General features: G+C 58.4%; 19 protein-coding genes and 1 pseudogene. 18 read left to right on the top strand and 2 right to left on the bottom strand.

All coding sequences use genetic code 11. The annotated features are described in order from the left end of the window. Window positions 1-113: 113 nt before the first annotated feature. Window positions 114-1,442 carry a C1 family peptidase gene (locus FC75_RS08290; protein ID WP_056989622.1) on the bottom strand — a complete coding sequence of 443 codons (1,329 nt, stop codon included), beginning with the start codon at window positions 1,440-1,442 and terminating at the stop codon, window positions 114-116. 218 nt (window positions 1,443-1,660) lie between these two features. On the opposite strand from FC75_RS08290, the gene FC75_RS08285 reads away from it, so the two are divergent. The 11 genes from FC75_RS08285 (at window position 1,661) to FC75_RS08235 (ending at window position 15,465) form a co-directional block, all read left to right on the top strand. Continuing rightward, the gene (locus FC75_RS08285; protein WP_056989623.1) at window positions 1,661-2,839 is read left to right on the top strand and encodes an FtsW/RodA/SpoVE family cell cycle protein; all 1,179 of its coding nucleotides are present in this window, start codon (window positions 1,661-1,663) and stop codon (window positions 2,837-2,839) included. A gap of 14 nt (window positions 2,840-2,853) precedes the next feature. Further along, window positions 2,854-6,288 carry a pyruvate carboxylase gene (locus FC75_RS08280; RefSeq protein WP_056989621.1) on the top strand — a complete coding sequence of 1,145 codons (3,435 nt, stop codon included), beginning with the start codon at window positions 2,854-2,856 and terminating at the stop codon, window positions 6,286-6,288. Window positions 6,289-6,307: 19 nt separating this feature from the next. Further along, on the top strand, window positions 6,308-6,616 hold the full coding sequence (locus FC75_RS08275; protein ID WP_054665312.1) for a YlbG family protein: 309 nt from the start codon (window positions 6,308-6,310) through the stop codon (window positions 6,614-6,616). Then, window positions 6,603-7,163: a 16S rRNA (guanine(966)-N(2))-methyltransferase RsmD gene (rsmD, locus tag FC75_RS08270; RefSeq protein WP_054665315.1), complete on the top strand. Its 561-nt coding sequence runs from the start codon at window positions 6,603-6,605 to the stop codon at window positions 7,161-7,163. Before FC75_RS08275 ends, rsmD begins: the two co-directional genes overlap by 14 nt. Beyond that, window positions 7,164-7,673: a pantetheine-phosphate adenylyltransferase gene (coaD, locus tag FC75_RS08265; protein ID WP_056989620.1), complete on the top strand. Its 510-nt coding sequence runs from the start codon at window positions 7,164-7,166 to the stop codon at window positions 7,671-7,673. After that, window positions 7,648-8,712 carry a SepM family pheromone-processing serine protease gene (locus FC75_RS08260; RefSeq protein WP_056989619.1) on the top strand — a complete coding sequence of 355 codons (1,065 nt, stop codon included), beginning with the start codon at window positions 7,648-7,650 and terminating at the stop codon, window positions 8,710-8,712. Before coaD ends, FC75_RS08260 begins: the two co-directional genes overlap by 26 nt. A gap of 314 nt (window positions 8,713-9,026) precedes the next feature. After that, on the top strand, window positions 9,027-10,937 hold the full coding sequence (locus tag FC75_RS08255) for a M13-type metalloendopeptidase (protein WP_056989618.1): 1,911 nt from the start codon (window positions 9,027-9,029) through the stop codon (window positions 10,935-10,937). Between the two features lie 83 nt (window positions 10,938-11,020). Next, the gene (locus FC75_RS08250) at window positions 11,021-11,665 is read left to right on the top strand and encodes a helix-hairpin-helix domain-containing protein (protein WP_056989617.1); all 645 of its coding nucleotides are present in this window, start codon (window positions 11,021-11,023) and stop codon (window positions 11,663-11,665) included. Further along, window positions 11,662-13,836: a DNA internalization-related competence protein ComEC/Rec2 gene (locus tag FC75_RS08245; protein ID WP_056989616.1), complete on the top strand. Its 2,175-nt coding sequence runs from the start codon at window positions 11,662-11,664 to the stop codon at window positions 13,834-13,836. Before FC75_RS08250 ends, FC75_RS08245 begins: the two co-directional genes overlap by 4 nt. Then, entirely contained in the window at window positions 13,833-14,873 is a 1,041-nt protein-coding gene (gene holA / locus FC75_RS08240; protein WP_056989615.1) for a DNA polymerase III subunit delta, read from the top strand. The genes FC75_RS08245 and holA overlap by 4 nt, the downstream gene beginning before the upstream one ends. Window positions 14,874-14,982: 109 nt before the next feature. Beyond that, on the top strand, window positions 14,983-15,465 hold the full coding sequence (locus tag FC75_RS08235; RefSeq protein ID WP_056989614.1) for a hypothetical protein: 483 nt from the start codon (window positions 14,983-14,985) through the stop codon (window positions 15,463-15,465). Between the two features lie 160 nt (window positions 15,466-15,625). On the opposite strand, the gene rpsT is transcribed toward FC75_RS08235, so the two are convergent. Continuing rightward, a complete protein-coding gene (gene rpsT, locus FC75_RS08230) occupies window positions 15,626-15,877 on the bottom strand; it encodes a 30S ribosomal protein S20 (RefSeq protein ID WP_054663999.1) in 252 nt (83 codons plus the stop codon). Window positions 15,878-16,019: 142 nt separating this feature from the next. Between rpsT and FC75_RS08225 the strand changes: the two genes are divergently transcribed. The 7 genes and pseudogenes from FC75_RS08225 to FC75_RS08195 form a co-directional block, all read left to right on the top strand. Continuing rightward, complete coding sequence (locus tag FC75_RS08225) at window positions 16,020-16,271, top strand: hypothetical protein (RefSeq protein WP_054663996.1); 252 nt, start codon at window positions 16,020-16,022, stop codon at window positions 16,269-16,271. A 127-nt stretch (window positions 16,272-16,398) separates the two neighbouring features. Then, window positions 16,399-16,668 (top strand): 30S ribosomal protein S15, encoded by a 270-nt coding sequence (rpsO, locus tag FC75_RS08220; protein ID WP_054663993.1) that lies wholly within the window; start codon window positions 16,399-16,401, stop codon window positions 16,666-16,668. Window positions 16,669-16,842: 174 nt separating this feature from the next. Then, window positions 16,843-18,525, top strand: a complete 1,683-nt coding sequence (locus FC75_RS08215) for a ribonuclease J (protein ID WP_054663991.1) — start codon at window positions 16,843-16,845, stop codon at window positions 18,523-18,525. A gap of 113 nt (window positions 18,526-18,638) precedes the next feature. Further along, on the top strand, window positions 18,639-19,556 hold the full coding sequence (locus tag FC75_RS08210; RefSeq protein ID WP_054663988.1) for a hypothetical protein: 918 nt from the start codon (window positions 18,639-18,641) through the stop codon (window positions 19,554-19,556). 210 nt (window positions 19,557-19,766) lie between these two features. Then, the gene (gene tuf / locus FC75_RS08205; protein WP_056989613.1) at window positions 19,767-20,957 is read left to right on the top strand and encodes an elongation factor Tu; all 1,191 of its coding nucleotides are present in this window, start codon (window positions 19,767-19,769) and stop codon (window positions 20,955-20,957) included. A 102-nt stretch (window positions 20,958-21,059) separates the two neighbouring features. Further along, complete coding sequence (locus FC75_RS08200; RefSeq protein ID WP_054663985.1) at window positions 21,060-22,280, top strand: MFS transporter; 1,221 nt, start codon at window positions 21,060-21,062, stop codon at window positions 22,278-22,280. A gap of 66 nt (window positions 22,281-22,346) precedes the next feature. Continuing rightward, window positions 22,347-22,604, top strand: a pseudogene (locus tag FC75_RS08195) (hypothetical protein); the annotation flags it as partial. Window positions 22,605-22,834: the final 230 nt, after the last annotated feature.

Below are 22,834 nucleotides of genomic sequence, written 5' to 3'. Positions count from 1 at the left end.
TAGACCACTATCAAGGATTCGTTATCATCGTTGCACTTGACTTGAAAATTGAGGTACAAAAAAAGGTCGCCTCCCAGCGGAAGCGGCCTTTTCGGTAACATCAGTGGTGCATTCTAGTGCAGTTCGTCCCATGGGTCCAGCGGAATCGGCTCGGTCTGCGTTGCGGCCAGGATCTCTGGTGTCAGCAGGTCTTTGCGAATTGCAACTTCATAGGCGTACTGCTCGAACCAGCTTTGGTCGGCGACGTAATAGCCGTCGTTGCCGCGGTCCTTGCCCCAGGAGTTTTCGACCTTCCAGCGGGTCGGCTGGCCGTTGTCGTCCAGGTCCACACCGGTAAGGGTCATCGCGTGGGTGACCTCAGCCTGCCGAGTGGCGAAACGCTCGGCCACACCCAGCTTCATGTCAAAGCCGAACAGGGTGGAGTAGTCGTACAGGCCGCCGGTCAGGGTGCCGGTATCGCGGTCGACGTCTTGACCGACATCATTGCCGAACCAGACCGCCTCGCCGGCTTGCAGCTGCTTGATCGCCAGTTTTGCCAGCTGGTCTGCTGGCACGTTCACAAAGGTGATCGGCCGGCCGCCCACAACGGTGTTTTGACTCGGCAGACTGTAAGCTTGGAAGTACTGCTTGGTCTTGCGCGGATCGGCGACGAGGTTGACGTACTGGCCCAGGTCCCAGCCAACATACTTGGCGTAGAATTCCTTTGGGGTCAGGCCGCGGTCGGCGTGGAAGTTTTTCTTGTCGTCGCGGTACTCGAAGTCGAAGGTCGCTGGCGGGTTGCCGTACGCGTAGGCCACAATGCGGTAAATGGCGCTGAGGTTGTCGTCCTTGATCGCTTCGAGCGCGTCCTGATCCTTGCCGGCCTTGGCCGCCTGCTGGATCTCGCTGGCCGCTTTGCGCAGCTTGAGGTTCAGCACGGCATTAATTTGGCCGGTGGCGGAGCTGTTGAACGTTTCAGGCATGACCGACTTCGGCACAATGCCGTACTTTTCGATCAGCGCCGGGGCGTTGTCGAACTGACCGCCGTCACCGTTAGGCTGCTCGAGCAGGGTCGCCAGTTTGCGGTCCTCAGTCGGGGACGCGGTGGGGTTCGCGATGACCTGTTCGAGAAACAGGTTGGACTTTTCAATGCGGTCGTAAAAGGCCAGGTAGGCCTGGGACAGCTCGAGGTCCTTGATGCCGAATTTTTCACCGGCAAAATGGCGCATGGTGTTCAGTTCTGAGAACATCCAGCAGCGCCCGGACTGCTTCTGGTTCGTGACCTTACCCGTGTCAAGCTCAATGGAAAAGGCGAGCTTAATGGCCTTGTCGTTCAGCGTGCCGCGGCTTGCTGCCTGCGGGCCGACGTTTTGGACGGCCTTGGCCAAGGCATTGGCGCCCGGCTGACTTTCCAGATCTTTTTTGTACTGGTCGATCTGATCAAACGAAATTGCTTTTGCCAAATTTTTCACTCCTCACTAAAACATATTACTCAGTCTACCGCTTTTCTGAGACGACGTGAACAACTTTATGAGAGAAAAATGAAACTCTCTTGCCTGATTTTAAACTTAGCCTGAAATTTTTCCGTAAGCTGAGGGCCTTGCCTTGGTGTGGCCGGCTCCAGGCCTGTGCAGCTATGATATAATAATGACAACTTTGTCGCGAAAGGGCGATCCCGTTGCTGAAAAAGCTACATTACCTCGACTATAAACTATTAGTGCCATACCTCGTCCTTTGCGCAACCGGGGTCGTGATGGTGTATTCGGCCAGCGCCTACTGGATTCAGACGCAGTATCGCTGGGCGGATAACGCCGTGATGATCAAACAGCTTGCGTTCGTCATCGCGGGGCTCGTGCTGGCGCTGTTTTTCTTCTACTTCAAACTCAGCTTGTTTCGCAAGCCCAAGTTTCAGGCGGCGCTCTGGTTGATCTTGTTTGCCTCGTTGTTCTACCTGTTGGTGGTGGGGCGCTCAGTCAATGGCGCGGCGGCCTGGATCCCGGTTGGGCCCATCAACGTGCAGCCGACCGAGTTTGCCAAGTTGATTGTCATTTTCTACTTGGCTTATATGTTCAGTCAGCGGCAGGACAATATGCGACGCCCCGATTTTTCACTGAAGGAACTCGTCAAGCCGCTGTTCCTGGTCGGGATGGGTATCTTCTTGGTCCTGATCGAACCGGATACCGGCGGCGCCATCATTATCACGGGCATCACGCTGATCATGCTTTGTGCCAGCGGCATCTCGCTGCGGTGGGGGACTGGTTTTTTCGCCGGTCTGGTCGTCCTCGTCGGCGGTTTGTACTATGTGTTCGCCAACGTCAAGCTGCCGCACTGGCTGACCAAGCATTACCAAATCCAGCGGCTGACCGCGGCGATTCACCCGTTTCAGGAAAGCAAAACGGTCGGCAACCAGGTGGTCAACTCTCTGCTGGCAATCAACCACGGCGGCTTGTTCGGCGTCGGGCTGGGCAACGGCACCCAGAAGCTCGGCTACCTTCCCGAGCCATACACCGACTTCATTTTGGCGGTGATCGCCGAGGAGCTCGGGCTGGTCGGTGCGGCCATTGTGATTGGGCTGATTTATTACCTGATCGCGCACATTTACCTGATCGGTATTCGCTCGAAAAACGCGTACCGGTCACTGATCAGCTATGGCATCGGGACGCTGATGCTGATTCAAACCACGTTTAACGTCGGGGCGGTGACCGGGCTTTTGCCAGTCACCGGGGTCACGCTGCCGTTCATCTCGTACGGCGGCTCGTCGATGCTGGTCCTGAGCATCGCGATGGGTGTGATGCTCAACATTTCGGCGATGGAGAAGCAGGCGCTGGTCGGCAAACCGGCTGGCAAACGGGTCAAGTGAAAGGAAGCACGCACATGCGTAAAGTCTTAGTGGCTAACCGCGGCGAGATCGCGGTGCGGATCTTTCGGGCAAGCGAGGAATTGGGGCTCAAGACTGTCGGCATTTACGCCAAGGAAGACGAGCTAACCATTCATCGGTTCAAGGCGCAGGAAAGCTACCAGGTCGGTGCCGGCAAGGGGCCCATTGAGGCCTACCTTGACATGGACGACATTATTCGCATTGCCAAAGAGTCTGGGGCGGACGCGATTCATCCCGGCTACGGTCTACTGTCGGAAAACGCCGAGTTTGCGCGGCGCGTCGAGGCGGCCGGGCTGACCTTTGTCGGCCCGCGCCCGGAGCTGCTGGACATGTTCGGCGATAAAGTCGCGGCCAAGCGGGCGGCGGTCAAGGCCGGTCTGCAAACCATCCCGGGCATGACCGAGCCGACGTGCGATTTTAACGAAATCGTGGCCTTTACCGAAAAGCACGGCTTCCCGATCATGCTGAAGGCGGCCTCCGGTGGCGGCGGCAAGGGCATGCGCATTGTCCACTCCGAAAAGGAGCTCAAGGACGTCTACCAAAATGCGGTGTCTGAGGCGGTGGCCAGCTTCGGCGACGACCGGATGTATGTTGAGCGCTACCTCAAGGATGCCAAGCACATTGAGGTCCAGATCCTTGGCGACCACAACGGTAACCTGATCCACCTGTTCGAGCGCGACTGCTCCGTGCAGCGGCGCAACCAAAAGGTGATCGAAATTGCGCCGGCGGTCGGGCTGGCGCCAGCGCTGCGGGCCAAGATCTGCGATGCCGCCGTGGCACTGATGAAGAGTGTCAACTACGACAACGCGGCCACTGTCGAGTTTCTGGTCGAAGGCGACCAGTTCTACTTTATCGAGGTCAACCCGCGGGTTCAGGTCGAACACACCATCACCGAGCTGATCACCGATGTCGACATCGTCCAGGCCCAGCTGCGCATTGCGGCAGGGGAGGACCTGTTCAAGGATATTGGCATTCCGCACCAGCAGGACATCACGACGCGCGGCGCGGCGATTCAGTGCCGTATCACGACCGAAGACCCGAGCAATCACTTCATGCCGGACACCGGCACGATTACGACCTACCGCAGTCCCGGTGGCAACGGGGTGCGGCTGGATGTCGGCAACGCCTATGCCGGCGCGGTCGTCAGCCCGTACTACGATTCGCTGCTGGTCAAAACTTCCGTTCACTCCGGGTCGTTCCTTGGCGCCGTGGCGAAAATGACGCGCGCGCTGAAGGAATTTCGCATCAGCGGCGTCAAGACCAACTTGGCCTTTCTGCTGAACGTCCTGGAAACGCCGACGTTCCGTTCCGGCAGTGCCACAACGACCTTCATTGATGAGACACCGGCCTTATTCAAGCTGCGGCCAGTCGAAAGCCGCACTACTCAGCTGATGACCTACATCGGCCAAACTACGGTCAACGGCTTCCCAGGCGTGCACCAGCACACTGAAAAGCTGCTGGCGGATTTTGACTATCACCCGCGGTTCAAAAAGACCCAGCCGCAAACAGATCTGGTCGCCATGCTGCACGACCAAGGCGCCGATGCCGTGACCAAGTGGCTCACCGGGCAAAAACGGGTGTTGCTGACCGATACCACGTTGCGTGACGGGCACCAGAGCCTGTTTGCGACACGGATGCGCACGCGCGACATGCTGCGGGTGGCCCAGGACTTCAGCAACGCGCTGCCGAACCTGTTTTCTGCTGAAATGTGGGGCGGGGCGACGTTTGATGTCGCGTACCGCTTCCTGAACGAGTCGCCTTGGGTCCGGCTGGACCTGCTGCGCAAGCTGATGCCGCACACGCTGCTGCAAATGCTGTTCCGCGGCAGTAACGCGGTGGGCTATCAGAATTACCCGGATAACGTGATCAAGAAGTTTATTCAAGTCGCGGCAGACCGCGGCATCGATGTCTTCCGCATTTTTGACTCGCTGAACTGGGTGCCGCAGCTCACGCACTCGATCGATGCCGTGCGCGAAACCGGCAAGCTGGCCGAAGGGACGATGTGCTACACCGGCGATATTCTGGCCGACAGTCACCCGAAGTACTCTCTGGCCTATTACGTGGACTTGGGTAAACAGCTGGTCGATGCCGGCGCCAACATTTTGGCCATCAAGGACATGGCTGGGCTGTTAAAGCCTGAGGCGGCGTATGAACTCGTCTCCGCGCTGAAGGATGCGGTCGACGTGCCGATCCACTTGCACACGCACGACACCACCGGCAACGGCGTGGCGACTTACGTGCAGGCGGTCAACGCTGGGGTGGACGTGGTCGACGTGGCCCAGTCCGCGTTTTCCGGCACGACCAGCCAGCCGAGCATGGAAAGTCTGTACTACGCGCTGGCCAACAACGACCGGCAGCCGGACCTGAACGTGCAAGACGCCGAAAAGCTGAATCATTACTTCGAAAAGGTCCGCCCGTACTACCAGGATTTTGCCAACGGCGTGACCGGCCCCCTGACCGATATTTATACCGTGCAAATGCCAGGCGGCCAGTACAGCAACCTGAAACAGCAGGCCGAGTCGATGGACATCACCGACTTTGAGGCCGTCAAGCAAATGTACGCGCAGGTCAACGAGATGTTCGGCGACATTGTCAAGGTGACGCCGTCGTCCAAGGTGGTCGGCGACATGGCGCTGTTTATGTTGCAGAATCACCTGACCCCGCAGGACGTGCTGGATCACGGCGAGACGATCGACTTTCCGGCCAGCGTGGTCGACTTCTTCAAGGGTGACCTCGGCCAGCCGGTCGGCGGTTTTCCTAAAGTTCTGCAGGCCAAGATCCTCAAGGGTGAAAAGCCGTTGACGCAGCTCCCTGGCGCGCTGGCCAAACCCGTCGACTTTGAGGCCGTGCGTCAGCAGCTCGCCGCCCAAGGCCTGCCGCACCCAACCGACGCGCAAGTCCTGTCCGCCATTTTGTACCCTGAAGTCTACGCGACTTACCTAAAGAACCGGCTGAAGTTCGGTCCCATCACGGCGCTGGACAGTCAGACCTACTTCCAGGGCATGCGCATTGGCGAGCGCATCACTGTCGATGTGCGGCCAGGGCTGCAGGTCGTGATGCAGCTGGACGCGATTTCACCGGCTGATGCGGCCGGCAAGCGCACGCTGTACTTCACGGTCAACGGGCAAAAACGCGAGGTCCAGGTGCTGGACGAATCCGCGCAGCACACGGTCGCCACGAAGCGTCAGGCCGAGCCGACCGACCAGAACCAGATCGGGGCCCCAATGGGTGGCCGGCTGGTGGCCGTCGAAGTGAAGGAAGGCCAGCAGGTAGAAAAGGGCGATGCGCTCTTCGTCACCTCGGCCATGAAGATGGAAACAACGGTGCACGCGCCGTTTGCCGGCACGATCACGCACTTGTATGCCGGCGAAGGCGACCTAGTGGAAACCGGCGAGCTGCTGGCCAAAATGAAGCCGCTGGCGCAGAACTGATTTTGTGAGGAGGAATTGCATGCTTGAGGTCACCAAACGCCAGGGCCTAGTGGTCTGGGTGTATTCACTCAAACAGATGAAGGCCTTGCGTCATTACGGCACGATTCTTTACGCGTCGCGCCGCATGAAATATGTCTATTTATACCTGGATATGGACAAAATTGACGACACCATGGCCAAGCTCAAGAAACTCCGCTTCGTCAAGGGGGTCGAAAAGTCCCAGCGGCCGTTCATCGCCACCGAGTACTCCGGGGACACCAGCCTGTCCGCGCTTGAGGACGACCAGGACGACGATGCGCCCAAGAGGTACCGCGATGCGCGTCATTAGCGGGGAATTTCGCGGCCGGCGGCTTGCCGCCGTGCCTGGTGCCAGCACGCGCCCAACGGCAGATAAGGTCAAAGAGTCCATGTTCAACATGCTCGGCCCATACTTTGACGGGGGTGACGCCTTAGACCTATACGCAGGCACCGGCGCCCTTGGCATCGAGGCCGTGTCGCGCGGCATGGCCACCGCCACGCTGGTCGACAAGGCGTATCCCGCCATTAAGGTCATCAAGGAAAATGTTGGCCAGCTGCCGCACCCGGAGCGCTTCACCGTGGTGAAAAGTCCGGTGGACCGCGCGCTGAAAACCTTTGGTGAGGCGAACCGGCAGTTTGACCTGATCATGGCCGATCCGCCTTACGCCAAGCAGGAAGCGCTGGCGCAGCTGGCGCTGATTGCCGAGCTGCACCTGCTGGCACCGGCAGGCACGGTAATGTTTGAAACGGGCATGGACGTGGTTTACCCCGATGTGATCCCAGGCTATGACAAGGTGCGCCGTCAGACGTACGGTGTCGCCCAAGTATTGATCCTGAAGCAAAGCGAGGCAGAGTAAATGGTCAAAGCAATTTTTCCCGGGAGTTTCGATCCCTTCACCAATGGCCACCTGGACACCGTAACGCGCGCCGCCAAAATGTTCGACACGGTGGTGGTCGCCGTGATGACCAACACATCCAAGCACCCGCTTTTTTCGGCAGCCGAAAAGGTCGCGCTGATCCAGGAAGCGACGGCAGGGCTGGCCAATGTGGACGTGGTCGCCGCGCCTTCGATGCTGACGGTGCGGTTCGCCGAGCAGATCGGTGCCACTGTGCTGGTGCGCGGCGTGCGCTCCGGCAAGGACCTCGACTACGAGCAGGACATCGCGGAGATGAACCAGGTGCTGTCGCCGCAGCTGGAAACGGTGCTGCTGCTGGCAGACAAGCGCTACCGGTTCCTGTCGTCCAGTTTGATCAAGGAAGTCGCGACGTTTGGCGGCGATGTCAGTTCGCTGTTGCCGGCGAACGTGAACGCCGCAGTCATGGCAAAGTTAGGTGATGCGCATGAGCAAGCGAAAACAAACCAGTAGGAAACGGCGTTGGGGAATCATTGGGGGACTGGTGGCTGCATTTGTGGTGGTCGCCGGTCTCTTATTTTACCCGACGAATTGCTACGCCGAAGTGCCCGGCTCGGCCGAGTCGCTGAAGCCGTATGTGACCGTCGAAGGGAAGAAGGACACGGAAAAAGGGGCCTACATGCTGACGACGGTCGGCGTGGTGGGCCCGGCGTCCCCGGCGCTGCTGCTTTGGGCCAAGATGCAGCCGTACTCCGAAATCATGTCCAAGCAGGAGCTGATGGGCGACGATGATTCGAAGTCCTACGCCTTTCTGCAGGAGCAGTACATCAAAAGCGCGGCGAACAACGCCGTCCAAGCTGCGTTCAAAGCGGCAGGCAAGCCGGCCAGAATGCGGCACCTGGGGATTTACGTGATGTCGCTGGTCAAGGGCTCGCCGTTTAAGGACAAGCTGGAAGTCGGCGACACCATTACCGCACTGGACGGCAAGCGCTACACCACTGCCAACCAGTACATCAAGGAAATCCAGTCGCGCAAGATTGGCTCCAGCCTGACTTTGACCTTCACGCGCAAGGGCAAAGTGCACACGGCGACTGCCAAGCTGATGAAGCTGCCTGGGACCAATAAGGCCGGCATTGGCATTGAGTTGACCGAGCACACGACCATCAGCACGACGCCGAAGGTCAAAATCGATGCCGGCCAGATCGGCGGCCCGAGTGCCGGCCTCATGTTTGCGGTCCAGGTCTACACCGAACTGACCAATCAGCACTTCCGCCACGGTCAGAAGATTGCCGGCACCGGCACCATTGACGGTGATGGCAACGTTGGCCAAATCGGGGGCATTGACAAGAAGGTCTACATGGCCAACAAGGAAGGCGCGAAAGTCTTCTTTGCCCCGGACCAGCCGGCCACTAAGCAGATCCGCAAGCTCGACCCTGGCTACGAAAATAATTACGCCGTGGCCAAGCGCACCGCCAAGCAGATCAAGACCAAGATGAAAATCGTCCCGGTCAAGACACTGAAGGATGCGCTGGACTACTTACGGACCCATTAACCATCGAGTCGTCGCGGTTTGCGGCGGCTTTTTTATGGTGCGAAGGGCTGGCGGTTTTAGCGGGCTAGGCTAGCCACTCCCGCGTTGCCAGTCCGTAGCCCGTGTATGGTGCGAAGGGCTGGCGGTTTTAGCGGGATGGGTAGCCGCTACGCATGTCAGAGGTATTGCCGCGGGTTTTTGGCGGCGAGGCCTCTGGCGCAGCTGGATGCTCCCGCGTTGCCAAGTCGCAGCCCGTTTGTTGCAGTTGTTTCTCCCGCAGCAGTTGGCTATGATTAAAGCAATGCGAGAAAACAGTGAAATCACGAGGAGGAAACATGACAGATAAACCACGGATTCAAGATGATCTTTACATGGCCGTCAACGGCGACTGGCAGGAAAAAACGGTGATCCCGCCTGACAAGGCGATGGTCAGTGCTGACTCCGACCTGACCGATAACATTCGCGCCAAGCTGGTCAAAGATCTGACCGCGTTGGCCAACGGCGAGCAGACGACCAATGACCCGGCGCTGCAGTACGCCGCCAAGCTGTACGTGAAAGCCAGCGACAAGGCGGCCCGCGACGCACTGGGCATTGCGCCGATTGTGCCGCGGCTAAAGCACTTGGAGAGTCTTAAGACGCTGGCCGATTACAAGGCCGCGCTGCCGGAGTTGGTCCAAGACGACTACCCAGTGCCGTACGACTGGATGGTCATGGCCGACATGCACGACGCGACCACCAACCAGCTGCATCTGGCCGGCTTCAGCACCATTTTGCCGGACGCGGCTCAGTACGCGGAGGATACGCCGGAAAACCAGGAGAAGTTTGATGCCTGGCGCAAAATGGCCCTGGGCCTGCTCGAGGCAGCCGGCTACGATGCTGACACGGCTGAAACTTACGTGACCGACGCACTGGCCTTTGACCAGCGACTCGGCAAGCTGACCCCAACCAACGAATTTCTGGCGGTCGACACCAACTGGGACCACCCGACCAGCTGGGCCGACCTGGCCGACGAGACCAGCAACATCGGTCTGACCGATGCCTTGGCCAGTGCGCTGCCCGCGACGCCGGCAACGGTGAATGTCCTGATGCCGGATGTGTTTGCGCAGATGAACACCCTGATCTCAGAAGCCAACTACCAGCAGTGGCAGCACCGCGCCATCATCAACGAACTGCTCAATGACGCGGACCTGCTCAGTGATGACCTGCGCACCCAGGCCGGTGCCTACGCACGCTTTTTGACCGGTCAGGAGGCGGCGACGGAATGGGTCAAGGCGGCCTTCCAGCTGACCAACGCGTTCTTTGCCGATTCAGTTGGTCTGTATTACGGCCGCACGTACTTCGGTGAAAAAGCCAAGGCTAACATTACGGCGATGGTCGAAGAGCTGATTGCCCAGTACCAGGTCCAGCTCAACCACAACACCTGGCTGAGCGCCGAGACTCGCGACAAGGCCATCCGCAAGCTCAAGACGATGAAAATCAAGATGGGCTATCCGGACGCGGAGCCCAAGCTGGCGCTGCAGCTGCATTTTGACGACAGCGATAACTTAGTTGAAGCCGTCGCCAAGCTGACCAGCCAGGTTCAGGCCTTTCGCTTCGGCCAAGTTGGCCAACCGGTCGACCGCAGTGAGTGGGCGATGCCGGGCTACCTGGTCAACGCGTGCTACGATCCGTCCAAAAACGACATTACGTTCCCCGCGGGCATTTTGCAGCCGCCATTCTACAGCCTTGACTGGTCGCGGGCCGCTAACCTTGGCGGCACCGGGGCGACGATTGGCCACGAGATCTCGCACTCCTTTGACAATAACGGCGCCGAGTACGATGAGAACGGGTCGATGAACAACTGGTGGCAGCCGGCAGACAAGGCTGCCTTCAGCAAAATCGTCGATGCGGTCGCGGCGCAGTTCGATGGTCGTGATTCGTACGGCGCCAAGATCAACGGCCGGCTGACCGTGTCGGAAAATATTGCCGACAACGCCGGCATGGCGGTTGCCTTGGCCGTGCTGGGCAAGGATGCGTCGCAGGAAGACCTGCAGACCTTCTTCAAGGCTTACACCAAGTCCTGGGCGACCAAGATGCGGCCCGCCATGGCGCAGAACCGGGCGACGACCGACGTGCACGCGCCGGCGCAGCTGCGCGTCAATGTGCCAGTGCTGAACTTTGACGCCTGGTACCGCGCCTTTGACGTGAAGCCGACGGATAAGATGTACCTGGCACCGGAAAAGCGCATCAACATTTGGGATAAGTAAGCGGCCAGTTTGGCCCGAGCCGTCGCAGTCAGCTGCGGCGGTTTTTTCGTGCCCTCGCGTAATCTAACTGCGAGGTGATCGAAATGGCAACAGTGAAAGAGTGGGTGCGTGAGTACTGGTACCTGGGCCTAGTGGCGGCTGTGGTGGGCGTCTTCTTATTGTGGCAGGCGCGCCAGCCCACTCCTGCACCAGTGGCGGAGCCGCTGGGGTCAAGCGTCAGCAGCCTGAGCAGTCCCGCCAGCAGCGCGGTGGCAAGTCCCAGTGTCCCGCCGAAAAATGGGTACGTGCACATCAAGGGCGCCGTGAAGAAGCCCGGCGTCTATCCGGTCGAGGCCACGACACGCTGGGTCGATGTCGTGGCGCTGGCCGGTGGGTTGGCTGGAAATGCCGATGTGAGTCAGGTCAACCTGGCACAGCTGGCCGTCGATCAGGACAGTCTGTACATTCCCAAGGCCGGTGAGGAAGTGCCAGCGGCCGCCTTGCCTGCGTCTGGCGGGGGTGCAGCGGCCACGGCCAGCAGCGCTTCCGGCGCGCTGGTCAATTTGAACACAGCTACGGAAACGGAGCTTCAGACCTTGTCCGGTATCGGGCCGAAAAAGGCGGCCGACATCATCGCCTACCGTGACCAAAATGGGGGGTTCAAAGCGGTCGAGGATCTGAAAAACGTGAGCGGCATCGGGGATAAAACCTTCGAGCGCCTGGCCCCGCTCGTCACGGTTGGGCCATGAACCGGCGTGGCATTTTTCTGCTGGCGGCGGGGATGGGTGGCATGCTGGTGTTCATGCAGCCGTGGTGGCTCGGGTTGCTACTGATTGGGTGGGCGCTTTTTAAGGCAGCCCGGATTGCGAGAATCGGCTTGCTGCTGGCGCTGGTGATTGGGCTGGCTTGGGGCTATCACACCGCGCAGCTCACGGCTGACCCGCCTCAGCCAAGCGGTGCGGTGACCGTGATGCCCACGGCTTGGCAGGTGACCGGGGAGCTAGTCCGGTACACCGGCACAGCGGCCAACGGCGTGCCAATCAGCGGCAGCGCCAAGGTGACCGGAGAGCTTGCGACCGCGCTGCGCCAGATGACGATCATCACCACCGTTGAGTGGGCAGGGGATTTGACGCGCTTGGGCGGCGCGCGCAATCCCTACGAGTTCGACTACGCGATCTACGCGTGGCGCCAGAATCAGTTGGCGTGGCAAAGCCAGCAACAGACCCTTCAACTGACCGCCCGGCCGGCGCGCGGCATTATCGAGCAGCTGCACGTGCTGCGGGCTAAGGTGTTACTTCACCTGCGCCAGCTTGCGCCGCGGACTCAGGCGTATGCAAAAGGGCTGCTGCTGGGGCAGGTGGACAGTGATTTTGCCGAGCAGCGCGAAGCGTTCGTGACGCTGGGCATTTTTCACCTGTTCTCAGTTTCGGGTTTGCACCTCTACGCGTTGATCGGCGCGCTGTACTGGTTGACCGACCGGCTGCGGCTGCCAAAAGAGGCGGTCGACTGGAGTTTGCTGGGGCTTTTGCCTACGCTGCTGGTGCTGATCCCGCCGGCGGCCGGCATCATGCGCGCGGTGTGGCTGCGGATCATTGCCATGCTCAATGACCGGTTTGTCTGGCAGTGGACGCCGCTGGATTGTTTTTCTGCCGCCGTCGCACTGAACCTCGGCATGCAGCCGTACGTGCTGCACACCATGGGCGGACAGTTGACTTATCTGCTGTGCTTCGTGCTGCTGGTGATCACCACGGGCCGCTGGGGGATGAGCTGGCGGCTTGCGCTGGTGAGCACACCGGTGGTCCTGTTTCACACGTTTCGCGTGCACCTGCTCGCGTCGGTGTTCAGCTGGCTCCTGATGCCGGTCTTTGAGCTGGCCTTGATGCCAGTGCTGGTGGTCGTCAGCATCTGGCCGCACCTGCCAGGCAGCGCGGCGCTTGAGACGGTCTTAGTGCACGCCGAAAAAGGGTTGACGGCGCTGGCCGCGCTGCCCGGTGAGATCATTTTCGGCGCGGTGCCGGCGGCCTTGGCGGCAGCGGGCGTGGTGCTGGTGCTCGTTGGGCTCGCGTTTGGCCGCTGGCAGTGGCTGGGCGGCTGGGTCATTTTGACCTGGCTGGTCGTCAATGTGCACCCGCAGTACCGGGTGACAATGTTTGATGTCGGCCAGGGCGACTCGCTCTTAATCGAAGCGCCGTTCAAGCAAGGCGCGATTTTGATCGACACCGGAGGCCGCGGGTTTGGCTTTTCCGCCAATCCGCCGGCCAAGCGGGTGATCGTCAATTACCTGCGGGCCCGCGGCATCACGCACCTGGACGCGCTGGTCCTGACCCACGCGGACGCCGATCACGTCGGCGATGCGGCAGTGCTCACTAGACTGATGCCAGTCAAAACGCTCGTGACCACGCCACTGGCCGCCAGTCACCCGTACATCCTGGCGGCTAAGGCGGGCAGGGTCACGCAGCACGTGCAGGTGCTGGCCGGTCAGACGCTGGCGATCGGGCCGCTGAAGCTGCGTGTGGTGGCGCCCAGCGATGCAAGCGCCACGGAGAAAAACGCGGACTCGATCGTGCTCTATGGTAAAATAGGGGACAGCAATTGGCTGTTCACCGGGGATGCCGACCAAGGCGTCGAAACACGCGAGTTGATGCCCCAAGCGCTTGAAGTTGATATGTTAAAAGTCGGCCATCACGGCTCCAAGACGTCCTCAGCACCCGAATTCATCCAGCAGATTAAGCCAAAACTGGCGTTGATTTCCGCCGGCGTGAACAACCGCTACGGGCACCCGCACCAAGAGACGCTGACCACTCTGCAGGCGGCCGGCGTGCCGTGGCTGAATACAGCCGCGGGCGGTGCGGTGTGGGTCGATGCGAGCAGTAAGGCCCTCAGTGTGCATCAATTTTTATCGGAAGAAGGCGGCCCATGACCGTTCAGGAGCTGATCAGACAGTTGAAAAAAGGCGAGCTGCCGCCGTTGGTGCTGCTGCTGGGCACCGAGCAGGCACTGGTCGACCAAGCGCTGGCCGCGCTCAAAGCCGTGATTCCGCCCGACCAGCAGACCATGAACTACGCCACTTATGACATGCGGCAAACGGCCGTCGGGGTCGCGCTGGACGACGCCGCCTCGCCGCCGTTTTTCGGCGACTGGCGCGAAGTTGTGATCTCTGACCCGTACTTTTTGACCGGAGAAAAGCCCAAGTCCGGCCCGGAGCATGATGTGCAGGGGCTGGAGGCCTACTTCAAGCAGCCGGCGCCGTCCACGGTGATGGTCGTCGTTGCCCCGTACGAAAAGCTGGACGCGCGCAAGAACGTGGTCAAGGCGCTAAACCGGTCCGCCAAGATCGTCAACGTGGCGCCGCTGGACCAGCGCGCCGCTGAAGCCGCGGTGCAGCGCGAGCTCAAGGCCCAGCACCTGCAGATCACGCCGGACGCGCTGAACGCGCTGGTGCAGCGCACCGCCGGGGAGTACACCGCGATGGTGCACGAACTGCCTAAGCTGAAGCTGTACGCCGCAGAAGGGGCGACCATTGACGCCGCCGCTGTCGATGAGCTGGTGCCCAAGGCGCTGACGGATCGGGTGTTTGACCTGGTCGACGCCGTGGTACGTAAAAACACCACGCAGGCGCTCAGTCTGTATCGCGACCTGTTGCTGCAAAAAGAGGAGCCCATTCACTTGAATGCGCTCCTAGTGATGCAATTTAGGCTGCTGCTGCAGGTGCAGATCCTGGCGAAAAAAGGGTATAGCCAAGGGGACATTCAGCAGACGCTCAAGGTCCATCCGTTCCGCATTAAAAAAGCCCTGCAGGAGATCCGCCGCGTGGATGGCAAGACCCTGCGTCGCGCCTTCAGTGGGTTAGTCGCCACTGAAACCGCGATGAAAACCGGCCGGGTGGATAAGAACCTGGCGTTTGAGCTGTTTGTTTTGCAGTACACGAGTGGTCAGAAAATTACCTTAGGAGCCTGATTAAACGGCGGCGCGGCTCAGACCGCGGCGCCATTTTTGGTGGCCGAGGGTAAATCCTTGCCACCTGGCTTCGCCGCCTTTACGCTAGGGAAAACTGGAGGTGAGGGGAATGGCCAAGACCTGGTTGGACCAATTATTGATCAAAGCCTGGGGTATCAGCGTCGACTACGATGCGTGGACCCAAAGATTGGTCTGGCGTGTCCTGAGTGGGGCCTTGATGTTATTGCTGCCGGCTGAACTCATGGTGATGGCTGCGTATGCGCTCACCGCGGCCCGGTGGCTGATCAGCGCGAATTTTTTGGCGCTGGAGCTCTTGGTCTTGATAATTGGCGGCATCTTTGAGATTGACGGGCTGCACGCGCGCCCCCAACCTCACTTGAGTCGGCCGGCTATTCTGCTGCGCGGATTGATCGGACTCCTCTGGCAAACCGCACTGATCGTGCTCGTGGCGCTGGTTAACGGTGTGGTCTTCGGTTTCATTAGGGTGGATCGCCTTTCTGCCGCGCCGTGGGATATGATTGGGGCAGTGATCATGGGCGCAGCGGTGGCAACTCTGACCAGAATTTGGACCCAATACCAAGAAGCGGGCTGATCGGGGGGACATCACGGAAGCGAAAAAACGCCGCAAGCGCATGGCTTACGGCGGATCATCTGGCTACGGCGGGTGACGCGGGTGGGGTGACTCGCCCCGCTCAGTGCGACTGCCTTCTCACCCGACAAAAAAAGCCTGCACACGGCAGGCAATTGGTTGATTACTTGAGCAAAGCGTGAAGACGGCTCTTGTCGCGGCCAGCCTTGTTCTTGTGGATCAGGTGCTTGGTGGCAGCCATATCGAGGGCGCGTGCTGCGTCCTTGTACAGGTCCTGCGCGTTGTCAGCGCCGGCAGCTGCGGCTTCGCGGAACTTCTTGACCGTGGTACGCATATCGTTCTTTTGACCGATATTCAGCTGACGAGCAGCTTCCTGGGTCTTGACCCGCTTGATTGCTTGTTTGATTTGTGGCATGAATTTCACCTCCGGGCTGAGTTTTGTAGTGCGTAGCTTTTGTTTCAACAGATAGCATTATACCGAAGGCTTGGCCTCATTGCAATAAAAAGTTGTAAAGGGAAAATGCTTGATAGCCGTGTCCAGAAAGGAATGTTTCTTTATGAGTCAACATCATGCGTCGCTGGATTCACCAGTCACGGAAAAACAGCTGTTGCGGTCAGCATGCGTCAACGCCCTTTGGTTTGTCATTGCAGGCGCCTTTTTCGTGACTGCAATTCCGGAGTTCAAGAGCCGCACGTCGGTCGTATACGGCTTGGCGTACCTGGCGATTGTTGGGCTCGCCCTGTATAATGGGTACACAGGGCTCCGGGACGTGATTCACACGTTCATGCGCAATCAAGCGCCGCGGTAAGCCACAGTTGCAATCCGGCCGGCACTGGCGTAAAGTAATTAACGTTCCAAGAACCTGACACTTAGCCCGGCGGCTCACCGCGCTTCGCTCAGTCTCAGGCAATTTATATGAAGGGTGGAAATATTCCATGGCTGTAACAAAAGAGCAAAAAGAAGAAATCATCAAGAAGTACGGACGTAAAGAGGGCGACACTGGTTCACCAGAGGTCCAGATCGCGCTTTTGACCGCCGACATCAACAACCTGACCGACCACATGTCCAAGCACAAGAAGGACTACCACTCATACGTTGGTGAAATGAAGAAGATCGGCCAACGCCGTAACTTGCTTCGCTACCTGCGTAACAAGGATCTCGCCCGTTACCGTGACCTGATCAAGAGCCTCGGCCTGCGTCGTTAATATTGAATTTTCCAAACCACTTTGCTTCGGCAAGGTGGTTTTTGTTTGCTCCAAATAACGCCGCCACCAGCCGAGATAGGCTTTCCTTGGTTGCTGTGGTACACTGGAACAAGGAATAATTCGTTGTCACCTTAGGGTGGCGGAAAAACCTAATACAATCTACGAGGTGTACCTATGAGTAAAATCAAAGTGGTCGCCCTCGGTGGTGTGCGTGAGAACGGTAAAAACATGTACGCGATCGAAGTGGACGATCAAATTTTCGTTGTCGACTTTGGCCTGAAATATCCGGACAACGAGCTGCTGGGGATCGATGTTGTGATTCCTGACCTGACCTATTTGGAAGAAAATGCCGATAAAATTGCCGGTATCTTCCTCACTCACGGCCACGCGGATGCCATCGGCGCTTTGCCATACTTCATCGGCGAGCATCCGGTTCCGGTCTTCGGCTCTGCGCTGACCGTCGCGCTGGCCAAGTTGACGCTGACGTCCAACCCGAAAGCCAAGAAGTTCAAGGATTTTCACGTGATTACCGAGAAGTCGGTCATCGACTTCGGCAAGGTCAAGGTCTCATTCTTCCCAACGACCCACAGCATTCCAGGCAGTCTGGGCATTGTGGTCCAGACACCGAACGGCTCGATCGTCTACACCGGCGACTTCAAGTTCGATCAGGGCGCACCGAAAATGTACCAGACCGACTTGTCGCGTCTGGCGAAAATCGGGGACCACAACGTGCTGGCGCTGATGTCCGATTCCAACAACGCGGAATCGCCGTACCCGCACGCCAGTGAAAATGACATTTATGATCACATTGAAGAAACCTTCCATTATCAGGACGGACGGATCATTGTGGCAAGTGTCGCCAACAATATCCAGCGCATTCAGCAGGTGCTGAACGCTGCCGCCCAGACGAATCGGCGCGTCGTTTTGACCGGCCGTGAAGTCGAGCGGGTGGTCAAGACCGCCATTCGGCTCAAGGCCCTGGAACTGCCAAATGACAACATTTTGGCTTCCACCAAGGAACTCAAAGACTTGAAGCCCGAGGAAACCGTGGTGCTGGAAACCGGCCGCATGGGTGAGCCGCTGAAGTCTCTGCAGCGCATGGCGAACAACAAGCACCGCCTGGTTCACATTCACGAAGGCGACTTGGTTTACATCACGACCACGATCAGCCACTCTATGGAAACCATGGCGGCCAAGACCCGCGACATGATCTACCGCGCAGGCGGCGAGGTCAAGGCCATTTCCGATGACCTGCATGCTTCCGGCCACGCGAACAAGGATGACCTGCAGCTGATGATCAACTTGCTGCGGCCGAAGTTCGTGATCCCGGTCGAAGGCGAGTTCCGTCAGCTTGAGGCCCACCGCGAAATCGCGGCGGACGCCGGGATCCCGGATGATCACATCCTGATGCCAAACGTCGGGGACATCATCTCTTACGACAAGGGCAAGCTGCACATCTCCGGGCACGTCGACGCCGGCAACACCATGATCGACGGGATCGGGGTCGGCGACATTGGCAACATCGTGCTGCGCGACCGCAAGATGCTCGCGGAAGACGGTATCTTCATTGCAGTGGTGACCATCGACCGCAAGAAGAAGAAAATTGTCTCCAAGCCGAAGATCCAAAGCAAGGGCTTCGTTTACGTCAAGACCTCCAAGGACCTGCTCAACGAATCGAGCGGCGTCGTCGAGAAGTCGGTGCAAAAGCAGTTAGACAACAAGTCCTTCGACTGGAGCACACTGAAGCAGTCCGTCCGCGATGACCTTTCCCGTTTCCTGTTTGACCACACCAAGCGGCGTCCGGTGATCCTGCCGGTCATCATGGAAGTCAACCAGAACAGTGCCAAGCGCCAATAATTTTTGAAATGAGTCGCATCCGCGTGGTGCGGCTTTTTTCGTGCACGGCTTCTGTCCAGCGGCGGCAAGGACTGTTATCATAGGATGAAGAGTAAAAAAAGGAGAGACAAAAAATGGCAAAAGTTGTCCCGTTGCCCAACAATGGCAGTCGCCATCTGACTTTGGGCGTTTCGGCCCTGCAGAAAAAGAATTACGCCAGCGCGGTTGCCCACTTGGAAAAAGCCTACAAGGAGACACCGTTGTTTGAAGTCGCCCGGCCGCTGGTGAAGGCCTATGTCGGCCTGAAGCAGCCCAGTCTGGCGCTGCCGTACGTCAGCCAGTACATGGAGGATTTTCTCAGCGGCGAAAGCACGACCCAATTGCTGTTCGATGTGTTGCTGGCGCTGCCGGATTACCGCTTTGCCTGGGCGGTCCTGAACCATGTTGATGGTCGGCTGCGCCAAACGCTGACTCAGCGCGTGGCGGACGCCGAGCAACAGGACGGGGCGGCCCATGCGGCGGCGATCGAGACGCTGGCCAAAAAGCTGCGCCACCTCGGCGGCTATGGCGCCCACACGCAGGAAACCATGATCTCAGACCTGGGCCGGCTGCCCAAAGCCAGCATGATCGCCGCGGCGACGCCGAACCTGACCGACCCGGATGTGCACCCGGCGATTCGCGTCAGCCTGCTGGACGCGCTGACGGCGGTGGGCGCCGATGATAAGGTCAAGGTGCTGGGGTACCAGACTGAGGGTGAGATCGTGCCGAGCGCGCTGCCTGGCGTCATGAACGACAAGACGCTGCTTGCGGTGCTGAATCAGGTGCAGCTCCAGATCGGTCTGACCGACCCGGAGCTGATGCGGGCGACAGTCGAGACGCTGCGCTTCGAGCTCGGGTATTTGTACCCGTTCATCGACCAGTCAGTGACGGATCCCAAGCATTTTGCCGCCAGTTACCTCAACAAAGAAGGCGCCGACGTGACCGCCCAGGAGAAGGCCATCTTTAACTGGTTAGGGGAGCAGACCCTCAAGCTCAGCGAAATGGCGAAGTAAGCAGCGACGGGTTTTCACGTGTAAAGGGTGAAAACTTGACGCCTAGCTGTTTACAAACCCGTGGGTTCTGGTATAATCAACTTCGGAATTCATTTCCAGTCAAAATATCTTTTTGGTATTTTGGCGTGAATGTAGTACTATAGAACGTAAAGGATTACGGGCTTTTGCGCCTGTGTCTTTACGAAAAAAATACAGGAGGTTCGTTTTTTCATGGCTGAAAAAGAACACTATGAACGCACAAAGCCCCACGTTAACATTGGTACCATCGGGCACGTTGACCACGGTAAGACCACTCTGACCGCGGCGATCACCAAGGTCCTGGCTGCTAAAGGCCTGGCCAAGGAACAGGACTACGCATCAATCGATGCTGCACCTGAGGAAAAGGAACGTGGCATTACTATCAACACCGCCCACGTTGAATACGAAACGGAAAAGCGTCACTACGCACATATCGATGCGCCAGGGCACGCTGACTACGTTAAGAACATGATCACTGGTGCCGCTCAGATGGATGGTGCGATCTTGGTCGTTGCCGCTACTGATGGCCCAATGCCACAGACTCGCGAACACATTCTGCTGGCTCGTCAGGTCGGCGTTGACTACATCGTTGTCTTCCTGAACAAGACAGACCTTGTTGACGATGACGAACTGATCGACTTGGTCGAGATGGAAGTTCGTGAACTGCTGTCCGAATACGATTTCCCTGGTGACGATATTCCTGTCATCCGTGGCTCAGCTCTTAAGGCTCTGCAGGGCGATCCAGAACAGGAAAAGGTTATCCAGGAACTCATGGACACGGTTGACGAGTACATCCCAACCCCAGTTCGTGACACCGACAAGCCTTTCTTGATGCCTGTTGAAGACGTCTTCACCATCACTGGTCGTGGTACCGTTGCTTCTGGTCGTATCGACCGTGGGACGGTTAAGATCGGTGACGAAGTCGAAATCGTTGGTCTGCACGACGAAGTTTTGAAGTCAGTTGTTACTGGCCTTGAAATGTTCCGTAAGACCCTTGATCTTGGCGAAGCCGGCGACAACGTTGGTATCTTGCTTCGTGGGATCAACCGTGATCAGGTTGAGCGTGGCCAAGTTTTGGCTAAGCCAGGTTCGATCCAGACCCACAAGAAGTTCAAGGCTGAAGTCTACATCCTGACCAAAGAGGAAGGTGGCCGTCACACGCCATTCTTCTCCAACTACCGTCCTCAGTTCTACTTCCACACCACCGATGTTACCGGTGTGATCGAACTGCCTGATGGCGTTGAAATGGTTATGCCTGGCGACAACGTAACCTTCGAAGTCGACATGATCGCGCCTGTTGCCCTTGAAAAGGGTACCAAGTTCACCGTTCGTGAAGGCGGCCGTACTGTTGGTGCCGGGGTCGTTTCTGAGATCCTCGGCTAATCAACAGCACTATGAAACAGCATTCCGTGTATGCGGGGTGCTGTTTTTTTGTCCGTAGAATTGCCCATGCGCTTGGTGCACGGCTGCGATATAATTGTTGTTATGCAAAAACATCGCTTTAGTATTCAACTGGTATTAAGTCCATTCATCTCACAACTCGGCAGTGCGATTTACCTGCTTGGCCTCAACTGGCTGGTGGTTAAGCAAACCGGTGACACGAAGCTGATCGGCCTGATCACAGGAGTCGGCGGCATCATGTTCTTCCTTGGCGACTTTCTGGCCGCAATCATTGTCGACCACCACGACCGCAAGCGCGTCATGATCGGTTGCAACACGATTGCGGCGGCCATTTGTGTGCTCGGTGCCGTGCTGATCGATCCCAGTGCGCCGCAGACGTGGCTGCTGATCCTCATCACCAGTGTGTTGGACCTCATGACGACCATCAACTTTCCGGCGGCCAAGGCCATCACGCCGGACATTATCGAAGCGCCGGCCCTTCAGCGGTTCAACGCCATTGCCAACGCCGTGTTCAGCATGGCCAGCATCCTGTCGCCGCTGATCGGCGGCCTGCTGCTGAGCAGTGGGCGGCTCGGCTTTCAGGGCTTTCTGCTGATCAACGCGGGCTCCTACATTGTGGCCGCGCTGCTCGTGTGGTCATTGAACAGTCCGGTGTTTAAGCCAGGCAAGGACGCCAGCGACCCGATCAAAGATACGATCTACGGCTTGAAGTACGTCGTGGGCAACCACCAGCTGGCCCTGATGATGCTGGCGCTGGGCGCGTTCAACTTCTGTGCGGCCGGCTTTTTACTGGCGGCGCCGTACATGGCGGATCACCTTTACGCCGGAAGGCCGAGCGCGTACAGTACGTTTCTGCTGATCAATGCCTGTGGTGGGTTGCTCGGCGGCGCGGTGCTGTCGATGCAGCGCCAGCGGGTGTCGGTGATGCAAGTGTATACGGAGCAGCTGATCATCGGTGTCCTGATGGTTGGGCTGGGTTTTCACCTGACCCACGCGCTGTGGCTGGCGCTGGCGCTCATCAACGGTTTCGTCAATTCGCAGATGTTCAGCAGTGTGGCTACGCTGATGCAGGGCATGACGCCGCGAGAATTACTCGGCCGAGTGTTCGGGCTGATTTTTCTGGTATACGACGGTGTCCAGCCGCTGGGCAATTTCTTCTTCGGCCAATTCATCAAGACCTGGGGCGCGCACACTTACAGCGTCCTCGGCGCCATTCTGGTCCTGAGCTTCACGCTGCTGATTTGGGCCACGCGGCGGGCACAGAGGCGCGCGAAGGGAGGCCGCAGCGATGCCACAGCGCAGTGATTTAAGTCGCGAGGCGATGAAAAAAGCCACCGCAGTGCTTCTGTTGCAGGAGCCGCTAACCGGGAATTTATGAAGGCGTTCTTGGTCGGTCAGCGCTGGACGGCGTTCGTCCAGGCACTGTATGGTCAGGCCACAGCGCACTATCAGACGATGATGGCCGGCCAGCAGCACACCGTGCCGGACAAGGCGCTGGCGGCGTTTGCCTTGGGCGGTCACATCAACCTGTTTGCCACCTGGCTGCAAAGCGATGATCGCACGCCGCCGGAGCAAATGGGTGAGTACTATCGGCGGCTCGCTGCCGGCATCATGCACGACTTGCAGTAGCCCATCGAAACGGGACACTTTGGCCTTGATGTGTGCTGGAAGCAGGCCTCATTTCAGCTTAAAGTATTGTTGGTCAACCACCCCTGAATCAATTCAGGGGCTTGCGGGGATAGAAGCTGAATCACTTCCTTGCCGCAATTTCCACAGATACGGTCTGCGCGCTAACCAAGCGGTCAGTGTTGGCAAACTAATTCCTGCAGCTTTAACGTCCCCAGGTTGCCATAGGGACT

The organism is Lacticaseibacillus camelliae DSM 22697 = JCM 13995 (genome assembly GCF_001436615.1).
In the GTDB taxonomy this organism is placed as follows: Bacteria; Bacillota; Bacilli; order Lactobacillales; family Lactobacillaceae; genus Lacticaseibacillus; species Lacticaseibacillus camelliae.
The sequence above is the reverse complement of the archived record's forward strand: the minus strand, read 5'-3'. Positions and strand labels throughout refer to the sequence as shown.